Annotated in this window: 16 protein-coding genes; 11 read left to right on the plus strand and 5 right to left on the minus strand. The window is 67.6% G+C overall.

Translation table 11 applies throughout. The features are described from left to right. Positions 1-39: 39 nt before the first annotated feature. Both E5CHR_RS26145 and E5CHR_RS26150 read left to right on the plus strand, forming a co-directional pair. A complete protein-coding gene (locus E5CHR_RS26145) occupies positions 40-771 on the plus strand; it encodes an SDR family NAD(P)-dependent oxidoreductase (protein WP_162582556.1) in 732 nt (243 codons plus the stop codon). Positions 772-784: 13 nt separating this feature from the next. Then, positions 785-2764, plus strand: a complete 1980-nt coding sequence (locus E5CHR_RS26150) for an oxidoreductase (RefSeq protein WP_162582558.1) — start codon at positions 785-787, stop codon at positions 2762-2764. A gap of 117 nt (positions 2765-2881) precedes the next feature. Here E5CHR_RS26150 and E5CHR_RS26155 read toward each other — a convergent pair whose 3' ends face one another. From E5CHR_RS26155 to E5CHR_RS26170, 4 genes are all read right to left on the minus strand, one after another. Next, positions 2882-3262, minus strand: a complete 381-nt coding sequence (locus E5CHR_RS26155; RefSeq protein WP_162582560.1) for a nuclear transport factor 2 family protein — start codon at positions 3260-3262, stop codon at positions 2882-2884. Position 3263: 1 nt separating this feature from the next. After that, positions 3264-3632: an SRPBCC domain-containing protein gene (locus E5CHR_RS26160; RefSeq protein WP_332061331.1), complete on the minus strand. Its 369-nt coding sequence runs from the start codon at positions 3630-3632 to the stop codon at positions 3264-3266. Then, positions 3587-3763: a hypothetical protein gene (locus E5CHR_RS26165; RefSeq protein ID WP_162582564.1), complete on the minus strand. Its 177-nt coding sequence runs from the start codon at positions 3761-3763 to the stop codon at positions 3587-3589. The genes E5CHR_RS26160 and E5CHR_RS26165 overlap by 46 nt, the downstream gene beginning before the upstream one ends. A 254-nt stretch (positions 3764-4017) precedes the next feature. Then, entirely contained in the window at positions 4018-4659 is a 642-nt protein-coding gene (locus E5CHR_RS26170; protein ID WP_162582566.1) for a TetR/AcrR family transcriptional regulator, read from the minus strand. Positions 4660-5242: 583 nt separating this feature from the next. Between E5CHR_RS26170 and E5CHR_RS26175 the strand changes: the two genes are divergently transcribed. After that, positions 5243-6136: an NAD(P)/FAD-dependent oxidoreductase gene (locus E5CHR_RS26175; RefSeq protein WP_162583909.1), complete on the plus strand. Its 894-nt coding sequence runs from the start codon at positions 5243-5245 to the stop codon at positions 6134-6136. Between the two features lie 51 nt (positions 6137-6187). Next, positions 6188-6649: a methyltransferase family protein gene (locus E5CHR_RS26180; protein ID WP_162582568.1), complete on the plus strand. Its 462-nt coding sequence runs from the start codon at positions 6188-6190 to the stop codon at positions 6647-6649. Between the two features lie 127 nt (positions 6650-6776). Here E5CHR_RS26180 and E5CHR_RS26185 read toward each other — a convergent pair whose 3' ends face one another. Beyond that, complete coding sequence (locus E5CHR_RS26185; RefSeq protein WP_162582570.1) at positions 6777-7985, minus strand: ABC transporter substrate-binding protein; 1209 nt, start codon at positions 7983-7985, stop codon at positions 6777-6779. Between the two features lie 179 nt (positions 7986-8164). On the opposite strand from E5CHR_RS26185, the gene E5CHR_RS26190 reads away from it, so the two are divergent. From E5CHR_RS26190 to gsiD, 7 genes are all read left to right on the plus strand, one after another. Continuing rightward, the gene (locus tag E5CHR_RS26190; RefSeq protein WP_162582572.1) at positions 8165-9382 is read left to right on the plus strand and encodes a cytochrome P450; all 1218 of its coding nucleotides are present in this window, start codon (positions 8165-8167) and stop codon (positions 9380-9382) included. A gap of 99 nt (positions 9383-9481) precedes the next feature. Further along, positions 9482-10456 carry a MurR/RpiR family transcriptional regulator gene (locus E5CHR_RS26195; protein ID WP_162582573.1) on the plus strand — a complete coding sequence of 325 codons (975 nt, stop codon included), beginning with the start codon at positions 9482-9484 and terminating at the stop codon, positions 10454-10456. Further along, positions 10453-11409, plus strand: coding sequence for an isoaspartyl peptidase/L-asparaginase family protein (locus tag E5CHR_RS26200; RefSeq protein WP_162582575.1), 957 nt, complete (start codon positions 10453-10455; stop codon positions 11407-11409). Before E5CHR_RS26195 ends, E5CHR_RS26200 begins: the two co-directional genes overlap by 4 nt. Before the next feature lie 40 nt (positions 11410-11449). After that, positions 11450-13342 (plus strand): dipeptide ABC transporter ATP-binding protein, encoded by a 1893-nt coding sequence (locus tag E5CHR_RS26205; RefSeq protein WP_162582577.1) that lies wholly within the window; start codon positions 11450-11452, stop codon positions 13340-13342. Between the two features lie 21 nt (positions 13343-13363). Beyond that, positions 13364-14899, plus strand: a complete 1536-nt coding sequence (gsiB, locus tag E5CHR_RS26210) for a glutathione ABC transporter substrate-binding protein GsiB (protein WP_162582579.1) — start codon at positions 13364-13366, stop codon at positions 14897-14899. Between the two features lie 19 nt (positions 14900-14918). Further along, complete coding sequence (gene gsiC, locus E5CHR_RS26215) at positions 14919-15839, plus strand: glutathione ABC transporter permease GsiC (protein ID WP_162582581.1); 921 nt, start codon at positions 14919-14921, stop codon at positions 15837-15839. Position 15840: 1 nt separating this feature from the next. Beyond that, positions 15841-16764, plus strand: coding sequence for a glutathione ABC transporter permease GsiD (gene gsiD, locus E5CHR_RS26220; RefSeq protein WP_162582584.1), 924 nt, complete (start codon positions 15841-15843; stop codon positions 16762-16764). The last annotated feature ends 1 nt before the right edge of the window (position 16765 follow it).

Genomic DNA, 16765 nt, shown 5'->3' on the forward strand with positions numbered 1-16765 from the left:
TTTTCTTCCTCCTTTCTCTCTCTCCCCGAAAGACTCCCCATGAAAAACCTGTTCGACCTGCGCGGCGAGCGCATCCTGATCACCGGCGCCGGCGGCGCCATCGGCGGCGCCACCGCGCGCGTGTGCGCCGCACTGGGCGCCGAGCTGGTCATCGCCGACCTGAAGGCCCCCACCGAGCTGGCCACCGAGCTGAAGGCCCGCGCCGCCGCGCTGGACAACACGAAGCGCGAGGACGTCAACGCGCTGGTCGCGGACATCGGCCAGATCGACGCGCTGATCGACACCAGCGGCTACTACGTCAAGGGCGACTGGCTGGACGGCGGCGACGAGTGGGAAGAGCTCTTCGAACGCACCATGGCCGTCAACATCAAGGGCCCGGTCAACCTGGTGCGCACCGTGCTGCCCCCGATGATGAAGCGCGGCAGCGGCCGCATCGTGCTGACCAGTTCGATGGCGGCGCGCAATGCGGGCTCGACCCTGGCGGTGGAGCCGGCCTACGCGGCATCCAAGGGCGGCCTGTCGGCGCTGGTGCGCTACTTCGCGCGCCAGGGCGCGGCTTCCGGCGTGGTGGTCAACGCCGTCGCGCCGGGGCCGATCCTCACGCCGCTGCTGGTCTCGGCCAACCAGCCCTTCACGGTGGACCAGTATCCGATGAAGCGCCTGGGCCAGCCGGACGAGATCGGCTGGCCGGCCGCCTTCCTGGCCTCGCGCGGCGCAAGCTTCACCACCGGCGCCGTCCTGGACGTGAACGGCGGCATGTGCTTCTCCTGACCCAGGCGTGACGATGCAGGAGCTCGACGCCCTCTGGAATCCCATCGGCATCGGGCAGGTGCAGGCCCGCAACCGGATCTACCTGCCCGCGCACCAGGTAAGCCTGCCGCCGGCGGCGTATGGCGCCTACCTGGCCGAGCGCGCGCGCGGCGGCGTGGGCTTGATCGTCACGCACGGCTTCCACGTGCACCCGGCCAGCGCGCGCGCCGGTGTGTCGCCGTGGGAGCCGGCCTGGGCCGATGCGGTCCGAACGTTCGTGGCGCCGAGCAGGCGGCAAGGCGTGCCGGTGTTCGTGCAGATCACGCACATGGGCGCGAGCGGCACGCGGCGCACCGACGACATCGGCCTGTGGGGCGCGGTCATGGCGCCTTCTCAGATCCCTTCGCCGGTGCATCGGGCTACTCCCAAGCCCATGGAGGAAGAAGACATCCGCGAGGTCATCGAAGGCTTCGCGGCCACCTGCGCCAACGTCAAGGCGGGCGGCGGCGACGGCGTCGAGATCCACGGCTCGCACGGCTACCTGCTGAGCAACTTCCTGTCGCCCTACTGGAACCGCCGCAACGACGCCTGGGGCGGCGACACCGAGCGGCGCGCGCGCCTGGCGCTGGAGATCGGCAAGGCGGTGCGCCGGCGCTGCGGCAGCGACTTCGTCATCGGCATCAAGCTGAGCCTGGACGAGTACCTCGGGACCGCCGGGACCACGCCCGATGAGACCCTCCGCGTGCTCCAGCTGCTGGAGCAGGCGCGGTGGTTCGACTACGTGTGCCTGTCGCACACCGACTACCACCAGAACCACAGGCTGGTGCCGCCGCAGTCCAGCGGCGAGACGGCGCCGCTCGCGGCCCATGCGGCGCGCGTGCGCGAGGCGCTGGGGGGCCGCATCCCGCTGCTGATCCAGGGTTCGGTGCGCGAGCTCGGGACGGCGGCCGCGATCGTGCGGCGCGGCCAGTCGGACCTGGTCGGACTCGTGCGCGCGCACATTGCCGATCCCGAGATCGTGAACAAGGCGCGGGAGGGCCGCGCCGACCAAACGCGCCGCTGCGTCGGCGCCAACCAGGGCTGCTGGCGCAGGCTCGGGCAGAACGTGAGCTGCACGGTGAACCCGGCGGCCGGGCGCGAGCTGCAGTTCGGCGTGGCGGTGGCGAAGCCGGCCGCCTCGGCGAAGAAGGTGCTGGTGATCGGCGGCGGCCCCGGCGGGCTCAAGTTCGCTGACACCGCGGCCCAGCGCGGGCACCGGGTCACGCTGTGGGAACGCAGCGGCGGGCTCGGCGGGCAGATCCGCAAGGCCGGCCTGCTGCCGGACTATGCCTCGTGGCGCTTCCTGGTCGACGACCTGGAAGCCTCGGTGCGGCGGCGCGGCGTCGAGATCGTGCTGAACACCGAAGCGACCGCCGATGCGGTGGCGGCGTGGGCTGCCGACGAAGTGATCGTGGCCACGGGCGCGCGATGGCAGACCAGCGGCTTCTCGATGTTCCGCACCGACCGCGACGCCATCCCCGGCGCGGAACTGCCGCACGTGATCGACGCGCTCGGCGCGCTCGAGCACCTGTCCGGATGCGGCCGGCGCGTCCTGATCGTCGACGACAACGGCGACTACCTGCCGCTGGGCCTGGCGCGGCTGCTGTCAGCTGCGGGCCACGAGGTGACGGTGGTCACGGCCGACGGCATGCTCGGCCGCAAGCTCGAGGCCACGCTGGACTGGCCATGGCTCATGCCGCGGGTGGTGCAGGCCGGCGTCGCGCTGCGCGCCTGCACATCGGTCGAGCGCATCGAGCCCGGCCAGGCCACCCTGCGCAGTACGCTGGGCGGGCCGGCCGAGACGCTCGCCGCCGACACCGTCGTGCTGTCGATGCTGCGCACCAGCGACGATTCGCTCTATCACCAGCTGAAGGCGCGCGGTCTGCCGGTGCGCCGCATCGGCGACTGCGTGGCACCGCGCGAAGTGGACGACGCAGTGCTGGAAGGCTTTCGCGAGGCGCAGGCGATGGCGTGAGCTCGAGGCTTGGGTGGGCAGGTTCGTGAAGGTCGGTGGAACGGCCTGTGGGGCGTCGTGTTGGTTTGCACTCGAACTCGAAATCGCAGTGGCACTTGCCGTGGTGCATCTACTTGGTCATGTCGCGCTGCCTTCCGCGTCAACGAAACCACCCCTCGCAGCAGGATGCGGCAGGTTCCAACCGAAGTAGACCTCCACCGACACCAGCTTTCCGTTGCGCGTGAAGTGCAGCTCGCAGTTGCGAAACCGCTTGCCGTTGGCAGTGGCTTCATACACGACGAACGCTCGATCCCCGAAATCCGCGGACTGCTCCAGGACGGATGCAGCTTCCATTGATTTGCTGTTCGGCCAGCAGCGATCGAAGTAGGTGGCTCGGTCCAGCGCGTTGTCGAACGGGCTCGTGAAATGGAAGTCTTCGGCGATCAGGGCCTCGATCGCTTGGCGGTCCTTGTCGACGTAAGCTTGCAAGCAGGCCTTGGCGATGGCGAGTGCGGTCATGTCAGAGCCCTTCCATCTTGGTTCGATCGCCGGTCGCTCCGGCGCTCAGGTGCTTGCCCAGGTGCTCGAAAATCTTGCCCCAGCCCGACTGACGGTCCTTCGGCTTCTCGCTGCCATCCAGGTAAGCGGATTGATCGGTGAGCTTCACTTGTGTGCCACCTGAAACGTCTTCCGTAAGCTCCACGGTGCACAGCGTCGCCGAGATGCGTATGTTGTCCCTGTGCATCGTGCCCGCGCTCACGATTCGTTCACCCATGACGATGTCCAGGAATCGGCCCTCGGACATCAGGTCGGGCCTGGACTTCGGCCCGAAGCGCATGCGCTCTACACCGCCGACTCTAAGTCCTGGGTCATCTCGACGACCACCCATTCCGAGTCGCCGGGAAAATGCCAGTGGCGCCGCTGCTCTACATCGGCCCAGGCGTCGAAGACTTGCTCGCGAGAGACCGGATAAACGCGCTCGACAACGACGGTGTCGTGCAAAACGGAAGTCGTTTTCACAGGGTGTTCCCCTTCTTGGCAATCGGTGCCCCGCTTTTCGTTGCGACCTGGTCTTTGTGATAGAGGTGACGCCCCAACGCGTCGATGCGGTCGTTCAGGCCCATATTTGCCAGACGAATCGGCGGGTGGCGGATCACGGACGCAAGCAGTGCCGACGGCCGCCTCTTGAAAGCGCAATGCGGTTCAGTGAGAGTTCGATACCCGCAAGATCGCCTGATCGATCCGTGTCCTCTTTTTTGCCTCAACAGTTGCACCTACGCGCCGTATGCCGCCATGAAGACCCGTACGGCCTCGCGCACAAGAGCCCGGTTTTCCCGGGAGTCCGGCATCTCGAGCTTCAGCAGTCCGCGCATGTGCCCGGAGCCCAGGAACATCGACAGGAACAGGTCCGCTGCCTGGAGCGGGTTCCGCACCGTCAGCGTGCCCGCCGAGTGGGCACGGCGAAGGTATGCAGCCAGTTCGCCGTTCACACGCTCAGGGCCGTCTTTGTAGAACGCGCGGCAGACTTCCGGCTGCGCCCCCGCGACGCCGTAGACGGAGCGCAATGCGCCCAGGGCGTCGTCCCCTCGCGCCAGCGCAAGAAAACGGGCGCCGATCGCCAGCAGCGCCTGCTCCGGCTGGTCCGGGTCCAGCGCCCCGGCGCCCGGGACGCCAGCCACCACCGTCGCCGTCCTGTCGCGCACGACCACCTGAAACAGCCCCTCCTTGGAGCCGAAGTTGCTGTAGACGGTCATCTTGGAAACACCCGCGTCCGCAGCGATGGCATCCACGCTGGCGCGCTCCAAGCCATGCTCGTTGAAGTGCCTTTGCGCCGCTTCCAGGATGCGCCGCACGCGCTCGGGGTCGCGTGGCCGGCCGCGTTGGGGCTTGGGAGCGGGAACCAGGGGGCGGGCCATCGGCAGATTGATTTAGTGGACTTGGCAGTTCACTATAGATCACCCACATTATTGGACCTGTAGTCCAGGAACTCACGACGACCCGAGGAGCCATGACGCAACAGTCGATCGACCGGACCTCGCCGGCCATCAAGCGCGGCGGACTCGTGGATATTTATTGGACTTGACAGTTTACTATATCAGCCTCACATTACTGTACTTGGTAGTACGGTAACCGATCAAGCCATGACCTCCTCCTCCTGGCGCAGCCGCGGGCCGACCCCACGAGCAACCCGCCTCCTGACGCTCGCCGCATGGAGCGTGCTGTCGGCGTGCTCGACACCCCCCATGCACGCTGCCGCGCCTTCGGCGCCCCTCGCGGCCGCCTTTGCCCACAGCCATGCGGCACAGGCGGAAGGCGCAGCGCAGGCCGACACCCCGGTGGCGGCCGCAGGCGATCATGGGCGGGCTGGTGGTCGCCACGGCCTTCACGCTCGTCTTCGTGCCGGCCCTGTATGCGACGTGGTTCCGCGTGCGGCGCGAGCAAGACGCCAAGCTTGACAAGCCAACCACCCCCCTCCATCCACAACAGGAGCCCATCACCATGAATGACGTCATCATCATCGGCGGCAGCTTTGCCGGCCTTGCCGCCGCCCTGCAGCTCGGCCGTGCCCGCCGCAAGGTCACCGTTCTCGATACGGGCCTGCCGCGCAATCGCTTCGCCGGCCACTCGCATGGCCTGCTCGGCCACGATCACAAGCCGCCGCTGGACATCCTGGCCGAGGCGCGGCAGCAGCTGGCGCGTTATCCCACGATCAGGCTGGTCAGTGCCCGGGCCGACAGCGTCTCCGGCGCCATCGACGATTTCTCCGTCCTCACTGGCGATGGCGAAAGCCTTGGGGCTCGCCGCCTGATCCTGAGCTATGGCGTCGCCGACCAGATGCCTGATGTTCCGGGCTTTGCCGAAAGCTGGGGCACGTCCATCGTGCCCTGCCCCTATTGCGACGGCTTTGAAGTCGCCGGCCAGCATTGGGGCCTCGTCTGGTCCGGCCCGCAGTCGCACGCATCGGGCAGGCTGTTCCGCGATTGGACCGACAAGTTGACTGTCTTTGCCGATGGCCACGACATTCCGCCCGATATCCAGGCCGATCTGGCGCGCCGCAACATACCTGTCGTCGATGGCCGGATCATCGAGATCGCCCATCACGCGGGCCATATCAACACGGTCAATCTCGATACCCGCTGCAATATCGCGGTCGACATCCTGTTCGCCCATCCGCGCAACAAGCCGTCCGCGAGCCTGCATGAATCACTGGGCCTCGCCACGGTGGATACGCCCGTCGGCATCGCCCTCAAGGTCGACGAGCGGCGCCAAACCAGCATGCCCGGCATCTATGCCGCCGGCGACCTTGCCACGCCCCTCCTGCCTTCGGTCACCCAGGCATCGTCGCAGGGCGCGATGGCGGGAATCTTCGCGCAGCAATCGATGCTGGCTTGAGGGTGCAGGTTCCGTTCTCCAGCCGGGCGCCAGGCCTCATGATGGAGTGATATGAGCACGCTCGAACTGAAGGTTCCTCCTCCCATCGTGGCGCTTGTCCTGGCGCTTCTTATGTGGCTGACGCCAGCCGTCGCGAGTCTTGTGCAGATTCCCTATCCGGCCCGTGTGCTCTGCGCCGTCGTTCTGGCGTGCGTCGGCCAAGGCATCAGCATCGCCGGAATAATTGCGTTTCGGCGCGCCAAGACCACCGTGAACCCAGTCAAGGCAAGCTCGGCGTCCTCGTTGGTCATCCGGGGCGTGTACCGCCATACGCGCAACCCCATGTACGTCGGGCTCTTGCTCACCCTGTTGGCGTGGGCAGTGTTTCTGGCGAACCCGCTTGCTGTCCTGTGGGTAGTCGTGTACGTGCTGTACATCACTCGGTTCCAGATCATTCCGGAAGAACGCGTCTTGGCGTCTCTATTTGGGGCAGAGTACGAGGCTTACAAAGGGCGGGTACGCAGATGGGTATGAGGCCTGACGGGGCCGCAAGCACTTTCCCCCAAGTCAGCCTGGCCAACGCTCCCGTTGACGCAGCCTGAATCGCGAAAGCAAAGAGGCCGGTTTCGCGGCCTCTTTCTTTGCTTGGGCGGGGATCGGATCAGCGTTCGATCGTGATCAGTTCCGTCATCGGCTTCCACGACTTGCCGTCGAACTTCGCGAGGCGCGCCTGGCGGATCGGGTAGTAGTCGTCCTGGCGGAAGTTGATCTTCATGCCCGGCAGCAGCATGCCCAGCTCGATGTCCTTCAGGCCCTGCACCTGCTTCAGCAGGTTCTCGCGCGTCAGGTTGTCGCCGCAGCGCTCCAGCGCCAGCGCCGTGAGTTGCGCGCCCATGTAGGTGTAGACCGAGGTGGTGTCGCCCGGATCGTCGTTGGGCAGGTACTTCTTGAAGAAGGCCAGGTAGTCCTGCATGGCCTTGTCGTCGGACCAGGTCGGGTCCGACGGCGTCTTGAACCAGTAGCTGGAGACCAAGCCCACCGAGTTGTCCAGGCCGGCCGGCGTCAGCACGCCGGTGATCGAACTGGAGACATAGGGCACGACATAGAACGGCTTCCAGCCGATGGCAGCCACCTTCTTGATCGCCTGCGCCTGCGCCTTGTTGGAGGTGAACACCACCAGCGTGTCGGCGCCCGAGGCCTGCAGCTGCAGGATCTGCGAGTCCACGGTGGGGTCGCTCATCTCCTGGCTGACTTCCTTGACGATGTTGCTCTGTTTGGCGCCCAGCGCCTGGCGGAAGCCGCGGATGTACGACTTGCCGACGTCGTCGTTCTGGTACAGCACGCCGATCTTCGCGTCGGGCCTGGACTGGACCATGTACTTGCCGTAGATCGATCCCTCGATGTCGTAGGCAAAGGAGAACGGCACCGTCCACGGCGTCGTCTTGGCGTCGTGCAGGCCGGGACTGGACGCGTAGAAGAAGAGCTGCGGCACCCGCTTCGAGTTCAGGTACTTCTGCACGGCGGTCTGCGACGGAGTGCCCATCGAGTTGACCAGCGCCATCACCTGATCGGACTCGACCAGCTTGCGCGTGCCTTCCACCGTCTTCGGCGGACTGTAGGCATCGTCCACCGACAGCAGGTTGATCTTGCGCCCGTTGATGCCGCCCTTCGTTTCGTTGAGCATCTTGAAGTAAGCCACCGACATGCGGCCCACCATCGAATAGGCGGAGCCGGGGCCGCTGTAGGCGACCGTCTGGCCGAGCTTGATCTCGGTGTCGCTGGCGCCCGGACCATAGTTCTTCTGGGCCAGCGCCGGCACGGTGGCCGCCAGGGCGATGCCGGCCAGCAGGGCAAGGAGGGAAGCGCGCATGTTGTCTCCTGGAGTCGCGGGATTGGATTCGGTGCGCAAGTAAATCAAGCGGCAGCGGCGCCGTCTGTCCCCGTGGCGAGTGACAGGGGACTGCCGCAAGGCTCGTCCCCGGGAAAGGGGACTGACGCCCGCGCGGCCAGGGCCTAGATTCCCCGCATACCCAAGCAAGGAGCCTGTGCATGACGACCGCCGCCGAAGCCGAGACCCTTGGTGAAGCGCCCGTGCTGGACATCGATCCCTATTCGATCGAGGTGCTGCGCGATCCCTATCCGTTCCACGAGGCGCTGCGCGAAGCCGGGCCGGTGGTCTTCATCAAGCCGCACGGCGTCTATGCGGTGGGTCGCCATGCCGAGGCCAGGACGGTGCTGTCCGACCACGCGCGCTTCACCAATGCCGGCGGCATCGGCATTCAGGACATCCGCAAGCCGGGCGACTTCCGCATCCCCAGCCGGCTGCTGGAAGCCGACCCGCCGGACCACACCAAGATCCGCACGGTGGTGACGCGGCTGCTGTCGCCGCTGGTGATCCGCAAGTGGAAGGAAGGCTTCGACCGCAAGGCCGAGGCGCTGGTGGACCAGCTGCTGGAGCGGCGCGAGTTCGACGGGGTGGAAGACTGCGCCGAGCGCTTCATCCTGGAAGCCTTTCCGGCGGCCGTCGGCGTGCGGCTTCCGCGCACCGAGACGCTGGCGATCGGCGAGATGCGCTTCAACCAGAGCGGCCCGCGCAACGCGCTGTACGAGCGCTCGATGGAGGCCGCGCAACCGTATCTCGCCTGGTTCGAGGAAAGCGTGTCGCGCCAGGGCGTGATCCCCGAATCGATTGCCGAACTGCTGTTCCGCGCCGAGGAAGCCGGCGACCTCGACGAGGGCATTGCCTCCAACGTGGTGCGCAGCTTCGTGGGCGGCGGCACCGACTCGACCATCGCCGGCATCGGCTTCACGCTGCACCAGCTGGCGAAAAATCCGGCGCAGTGGCAGCGCGTGCGCAGCGAGCCGGCCAAGGTGAAGGCCGCCTTCGAGGAAGGCATCCGCCACGAAACCCCGTTCCAGGTGACCTACCGCACCACGCGCGGCGCCACCGAGCTGTCGGGCGTGCGGCTGGACGCGGAGACCAAGATCGGCGTGTTCATGGGCGCCGCCAACCGGGACCCGCGCCAGTTCCCCGATGCGGACCGCTTCGACGTGGACCGCCCCGCGCTCGCCGGCAATCACGTGGCCCTGGGCCACGGCATCCACGCCTGCATCGGCCAGATGCTGGCTCGCCAGGAGTCGGAAGCGCTGATCGGCGCCCTCGCCCGCCGCGTCGCCGGCATGGAGCTGACCGCGCCCGCCACCTACCGGCCGATCAACCAGATGCGCACGCTCGACAAGCTGCCGATGCGCATCGTTCCTGCATAACAGCCGACCTGTTGGCCCGCCGCTTGCTAAACGCAAGCCGATGATCGAAAATTTTCTTTCTCTGCACCACAATGTAATTTTCTTTACATCCTCCGCACCGTGAACGGGCGACTCCCCCACCGCAAGCCGGATCGCTCCGCAGCCACCACTGTCGCCCAGCGCATCGCCCACGCCCTGCCACAGCTGACGCCCTCGCACCGGCAGGTGGCCGACTACGTGCTCGAGCGCCCGCTGCAGGTCGCCACCTTGCCGATCGACGAGCTCGCAGCCACGGTCGGCGTCTCGGTGGCCACCGCCAACCGCTTCGCCCGCGCGCTGGGTTTCGACGGCTACGCGAGCTTCCGCGCCGAACTGGTTCGCGGCTTCGAGCCGCTGGTGGCACCGGTCGAGCGCCTGCGCGGCAACCTCGCCCGGCCTTCGACGGTCACCGAGGTATTCGCGATGGCGCTGGAAGAAAGCCAGGGCAACATCGGCGCGACGCGCCAGGCCCTGGACCCGGCTTCCTGCGAGGCGGCAGTGGCGCGCGTGCTCGGCGCCCGCACCGTCTTCATCGCCGGCTTCGGCGCCAGTGCCTGGCTCGCCGGGTTGCTGCACCACGGCCTGGACGCCTACTGCGCCGACGTGCGCCTGCTGTCCTCGGTCAGCGGCGTCACGCACGGCGCGCGTGCCCTGTCGCGCGGCGGGCCGCAGGACCTGCTGGTGGCGCTGACCTTCCCGCGCTACCTGACCGATACCGTGGCCCTGACCGGCATCGCACGCAGCCAGGGCGTGGCCGTGCTGGCGCTGACCGACCGGCCCAGTTCGCCGATCGCGCCGCTGGCCGACGTGGCCCTCTACGCGCAGACCGAAACCCGCTATCGTCCCAATTGCGAGACCAGCGTGCTGGCGCTGATCGAGGCCCTGACGAGTGCGGTGGCCCTGCGTGCGCCGCAGGCGTACCAGGCTGCGAGCCAGGTGGTCCATGCCGTGATGCCCTGGCTGCACGGCGCGCAGGGCCTGCGGGCCGCGAACACGCCGAGAATGAAGCAGAGGCCGGCGCCGCGTGCGCCAGCCGGAAAGAAGAAGACCCGATGAGAACGACACCCGTCATTGCCATTCACGGCGGCGCCGGCACGATCAGCGCCGCGGCGCTGGACGCCGGCGCGGCGCAGGCCTACCACGAGGCGCTGCGCGCCATCGTGCAAGCCGGCCAGGCCCTGCTGCTGGGTAGCGGCTCCGCGCTCGACGCGGTCTGCCTTGCGGTCGAGATGCTGGAGGACTGCCCCCTTTTCAATGCGGGGCACGGCGCGGTCTTCACGCACGCGGGCACGCACGAGCTCGACGCGGCGGTGATGAACGGCGCCGATCTGCGTGCCGGCGCAGTGGCCTGCGTGAGCCGCATCCGCCGTCCGGTGCGCGCCGCCCGCGCAGTGATGGAAGACGGCGCCCATGTGCTGCTGGCCGGCGCCGGGGCCGAGGACTTTGCACGCGAGCGGGGGCTTGAAATGGTCGATCCGTCGTACTTCTCCACCGACATGCGGCGCGCACAGTTGGAGCGCGCGCAGGCTGCCGGCCGCGTCGCGCTCGACCACGACGGCACGGCGAACTCCGCCGCGCCGCTGGACGAGGGCCGCAAGTTCGGCACCGTCGGCGCCGTCGCGCTCGACCTGCAGGGCCACCTCGCAGCCGCCACTTCCACCGGCGGCATGACCAACAAGCGCCTGGGCCGCGTCGGCGATTCGCCGCTGATCGGCGCCGGCACCTATGCCGACGACAAGCGCGCCGCCGTGTCCTGCACCGGCAGCGGCGAGATGTTCATTCGCGCGGCGGCAGCTTACGACGTCTGCGCGCGCATGCGCTACGCGGGTCAGTCCCTGGCGCAGGCGGCACAGGCCGTGGTGATGCAGTCGCTGCCGGAGATCGGCGGCAGCGGCGGGCTGATCGCGGTCGATCGCAACGGCAACGTGTGCATGCCGTTCAATACCGAGGGGATGTACCGCGGGTCTGCGCGCGGCAGCGAGGCGCCGCAGACGGCGATTCATCGATGAGGTGTCTGGTGTCCTTCACCTGGGCTTCGGGAGCAAGACCATGAGCGCCGCCACCCTGCCCTCTCCCACCGCCGCCTCGCAGCTCCCCGAGCAGCGCGTGCTCGAAGTCGACCAACTCACCGTCCGCTTCGCCACCTCCGAGCGCACCGTCGACGCAGTGCGCAAGCTGAGCTTCCACGTGGACCGCAGCGAGACGCTGGCCATCGTCGGCGAGTCGGGCTCGGGCAAGTCGGTCACCTCGCTCGCTCTGATGCGGCTGGTCGAATACGGCGGCGGCCGCATCCTCGACGGCCGCATGGCCTTCAGGCGCCGCGACGGCCACGTGCTCGACCTGGCCAAGGCCGGCGACGCCACCATGCGCGGCATTCGCGGCGCCGACATCGCGATGATCTTCCAGGAGCCGATGACATCGCTGAACCCGGTGTTCACGGCCGGCGACCAGATCGCGGAGGCCATCGCCATCCACCAGGGCAAGGACCGGACGGCATCGCGCGCCGAGGCGCTGCGCATGCTGGAGCTGGTGCGCATCCCCGAGGCACGCAGCGTGCTGCAGCGCTACCCGCACCAGCTCTCCGGCGGCATGCGCCAGCGCGTGATGATCGCGATGGCGCTGTCGTGCCGGCCCTCGCTGCTGATCGCGGACGAGCCCACCACCGCCCTCGACGTCACCATCCAGGCGCAGATCCTCCAGCTCATCCGCGAGCTGCAGGCCGAGATGCACATGGGCGTGGTCTTCATCACCCACGACATGGGCGTGGTGGCCGAAGTCGCCGACCGGGTGTTGGTGATGTACCGCGGCGACAAGGCCGAGGCCGGGCCGTCGGAGCAGATCTTCGCGGCGCCGCAGCACCCGTACACGCGCGCCCTGCTGTCCGCTGTGCCGCAGCTGGGCGCAATGCGCGGCACGGAGCTGCCGGCACGCTTCGAGCTGCTGCAGGTCGATGCAGCCGGCGCCAGGGTGAGCGACCGCAGCCCGCAGGACACGGTGCGCCGCGACCTGCCGCCGATCCTGCGCGTGAAGAAGCTCGTGACGCGCTTCGACCTCAAGAGCGGCCTGTTCGGCCGCGTCACGCGCCGGGTGCATGCGGTAGAAGGCATCAGCTTCGACCTGCATGCCGGCGAGACGCTGGGGCTGGTGGGCGAGTCGGGCTGCGGCAAGTCGACCACCGGCCGGTCGCTGCTGCGCCTGGTTGACAGCCAGGGCGGCGAGATCGAGTTCAAGGGCCGCAACGTGCTGGCGCTGCCGCAGGGCGAGCTGCAGGCGCTGCGGCGCGACATCCAGTTCATCTTCCAGGACCCCTTCGCGTCGCTGGACCCTCGCCTCACCGTGGGCTTCTCGATCATGGAGCCGCTGCTGGTGCACCGCGTGGCCAGCGGCGCCGAGGCACAAGCGCGAGTGCGCTGGCTGCTCGAGAAGGTGGGCCTGCCGGCCGACTATGCGCAGCGCTACCCGCACGAGTTCTCCGGCGGCCAGCGCCAGCGCATCGCGATCGCCCGCGCGCTCGCGCTCGACCCGAAGGTGGTGGTGGCGGACGAGTCGGTCTCGGCGCTGGACGTCTCGATCCAGGCGCAGATCGTCAACCTCATGCTCGACCTGCAGCGCGAGCTGGGGGTGGCCTTTCTTTTCATTTCGCACGACATGGCGGTGGTGGAGCGCATCAGCCACCGCGTGGCGGTGATGTACCTGGGCCAGATTGTCGAGATCGGCCCGCGCCGCGCCATCTTCGAGAACCCGCAGCACGCTTACACGAAGCGGCTGATGGCCGCGGTGCCGGTGGCCGACCCGGCGCGGCGCACGCAGCAGCGCCCGCTGCTGCAGGGCGAGGTGCCGAGCCCGGTGCACCCGGTGGGCTACCAGCCCTCGGTGGCGCCGCTGGTCGAGGTCGGCCCGGGGCATTTCGTGGCGCGGCATCCGATTGCCGGCGGTTTTTAGTTTTATCAAAGGAGTCTTCGCATGAACAAGCGTCTTACCCGAATCGCAGCCGCGCTCGCGCTGGCCGGTCTCGCCCTGTCGGCACAGGCGGCCAAGGACGTGGTCGTGGCCGTGCAGTCCAACTTCACCACCACCGACCCCTACGATGCCAACGACACGCTGTCGCAGGCGGTGGCCAAGTCCTTCTACCAGGGCCTCTACGGCTTCGACAAGGACATGAAGATGGTGCCGGTCCTGGCCACCGGCCATACCGTGAGCAAGGACGGGCTGGTCTACACCGTCAAGCTGCGCACCGGCATCCAGTTCCACGACGGCACGCCCTTCAACGCCGAAGCCGTGAAGGCCAACTTCGACCGCGTGACCAACCCGGACAACAAGCTCAAGCGCTACAACCTGTACAAGAACATCGCGAAGACCGAGGTGGTCGATGCAAGCACGGTGCGCTTCACGCTGTCGGAGCCCTTCTCGCCCTTCATCAACAACCTGGCGCATCCGTCGGCCGTGATGATCTCGCCGGCGGCGCTCGCCAAGTACGGCAGCAAGGGCATCGCGCAGAACCCGGTGGGCACCGGCCCCTTCAAGTTCGTCGAATGGAAGGCCACCGACTACCTGAAGGTCGCAAAGTTCGACGGCTACTGGAAGAAGGGCTACCCGAAGGTCGACACCATCACCTTCCGGCCGGTGGTCGACAACAACACGCGCGCCGCAATGATGCAGACCAACGAGGCGCACTTTGCCTTCCCGATGCCGTACGAAGCGGCCGAGACCTTGAAGGGCAAACCAAGCCTCGAAGTGAACAGCGCGCCTTCGATCATCCAGCGCTACATCTCGATGAACGTGCAGCAGAAGCCCTTCGACAACCCGAAGGTGCGCCAGGCCATCAACTACGCGATCAACAAGGAGGCGCTCGCGAAGGTGGCCTTCTCCGGCTACGCCGTTCCGGCCGAGGGCGTGCTGCCCAAGGGGCTGGATGGTGCAGCGAAGCTCGGCCCGTGGCCGTACAACCCGGCCAAGGCGCGCGAGCTGCTGAAGGAAGCCGGTTACCCCAACGGTTTCGAGAGCACGCTCTGGTCGGCCTACAACTACACGACGGCACAGAAGGTGATCCAGTTCGTGCAGCAGCAGCTGGCGCAGGTCGGCGTGAAGGTGCAGGTGCAGGCGCTCGAAGCCGGCCAGCGCGTCGAGCGCGTCGAAAGCGCGCAGGACCCGGCCACCGCGCCGGTGCGCATGTACTACGTGGGCTGGTCTTCTTCGACCGGCGAGGCCGACTGGGGACTGCGCCCGCTGCTGGCGTCGGAATCGTTCCCGCCGCGCCTGTTCAACACGGCGTACTACAAGAACGACGAAGTCGACGCCGACATCAAGAAGGCGCTGGTCACCACCGACCCCGCTGCCAAGGCCAAGATCTACGCCGACGCGCAAAAGCGCATCTGGGACGACGCGCCCTGGGCCTTCCTCGTCACGGAGCAACTGCTGTCGGTGCGTGCGCGCAACCTGAACGGCTTCTACGTGATCCCGGACGGCAGCTTCAACTTCGACGAAGTCGAGCTGAAGTGATCCTGCGCACGGCACGCTCATGACCCAGTACGTCCTCAAGCGCCTGCTGGGCTTGCTGCCAACACTGCTGATCGTGGCGGTGCTGGTGTTCCTGTTCGTCCACATGCTGCCCGGCGACCCCGCGCGGCTGGCGGCCGGGCCGGACGCCAGCCCCGAGACGGTGGCGCTGGTGCGCGCGGACCTCGGGCTCGACAAGCCGATGCCGCAGCAGTTCCTCAACTTCTTCACCAACCTGCTGCAGGGCGACTTCGGCCGCTCGCTGCGTTCGAAGCGGCCGGTGTCCACCGAGATCGCCGAGCGCTTCATGCCGACGCTGCTGCTCACCGTCACCAGCATGGCCTGGGCGGTGGTCTTCGGGATGGCGATCGGCATCACTTCCGCCGTCTACCGCAACCAGTGGCCCGACCGGGTCGGCATGACGCTGGCGGTCTCGGGCATTTCATTCCCGGCCTTCGCGCTGGGCATGCTGCTGATGCAGATCTTCTCGGTGCAGCTCGGCTGGCTGCCCACAGTGGGCGCCGATTCGTGGCGTCACTACATCCTGCCCTCGATCACGCTGGGCGCCGCGGTGGCGGCGGTGATGGCGCGCTTCACCCGCGCCTCCTTCGTCGAGGTGATCCAGGAGGATTTCGTGCGCACCGCGCGCGCCAAGGGAGTGTCGGAGAAGTGGGTGGTGCTCAAGCACTGCCTGCGCAACGCGCTGATCCCGGTCGTCACGATGATGGGACTGCAGTTCGGCTTCCTGCTGGGCGGCTCGATCGTGGTCGAGGCAGTGTTCAACTGGCCGGGCCTCGGGCGCCTGCTGGTGGACGCGGTCGACATGCGCGACTACCCGGTGATCCAGGCGCTGGTGCTGCTGTTCTCGCTGGAGTTCATCCTGATCAACCTGGTGGTGGATGTGATGTACGGCTTCATCAACCCCACCATCCGCTTCAAGTGACATGAGCACCCCTCCCGCCGAACCCGTTCCCGCCGTGGCCGAGCAGCCGATCGCCGCCATCGCTGCTTCTTCGCGCGTGCGCACGCCCTGGACCGAGTTCTGGCGCAAGTTCCGCATGCAGCATGTCGCGATGGGCGCGGGCATCTTCGTGCTGCTGCTGGTGGCCATCGCCATCCTCGCGCCCTGGATCGTGCCCTACGACGCCGAGAACTTCTTCGACTACGACAAGCTCAACACCGGCCCCTCGGCGGCCCACTGGTTCGGCGTCGACCCGCTGGGCCGCGACATCTTCAGCCGCATCCTGATGGGCGCGCGCATCTCGCTGGCCACGGGCTTCCTGTCGGTGGTGCTGGGTGCCATCGTCGGCACCGTGCTGGGGCTGCTGGCCGGCTACTACGGCGGCTGGTGGGACCGCATCGTGATGCGCATCTCCGACGTGCTCTTCGCCTTCCCAGGCATCCTGCTGGCGCTGGGCGTGGTCGCCATCCTCGGCAGCAGCATGACGAACGTGGTGGTGGCGGTGTCGGTGTTCAGCGTGCCGGCCTTCGCGCGGCTGGTGCGCGGCAACACGCTGGCGCTGAAGAACCTCACCTACATCGAGGCCACGCGCAGCATCGGCGCGAGCGACCGCACCATCCTGCTGCGCCACATCCTGCCGGGCACCATTTCGTCCATCGTCGTGTACTTCACGATGCGGCTGGGCACGTCGATCATCACGGCAGCCAGCCTGAGCTTTCTCGGCATGGGCGCGCAGCCGCCGATGCCGGAATGGGGCGCGATGCTGAACGAGGCGCGAGCGGACATGGTGAATGCGCCGCACGTGGCGCTGTTTCCGTCGCTGGCGATCTTCTTCACGGTGCTGGCCTTCAACTTGCTGGGCGACGGCCTGCGCGACGCACTCGATCCCAAGATCGACCGCCTGTAGC

This window comes from Variovorax sp. PBS-H4 (genome assembly GCF_901827205.1).
Classification (GTDB): domain Bacteria; phylum Pseudomonadota; class Gammaproteobacteria; order Burkholderiales; family Burkholderiaceae_C; genus Variovorax.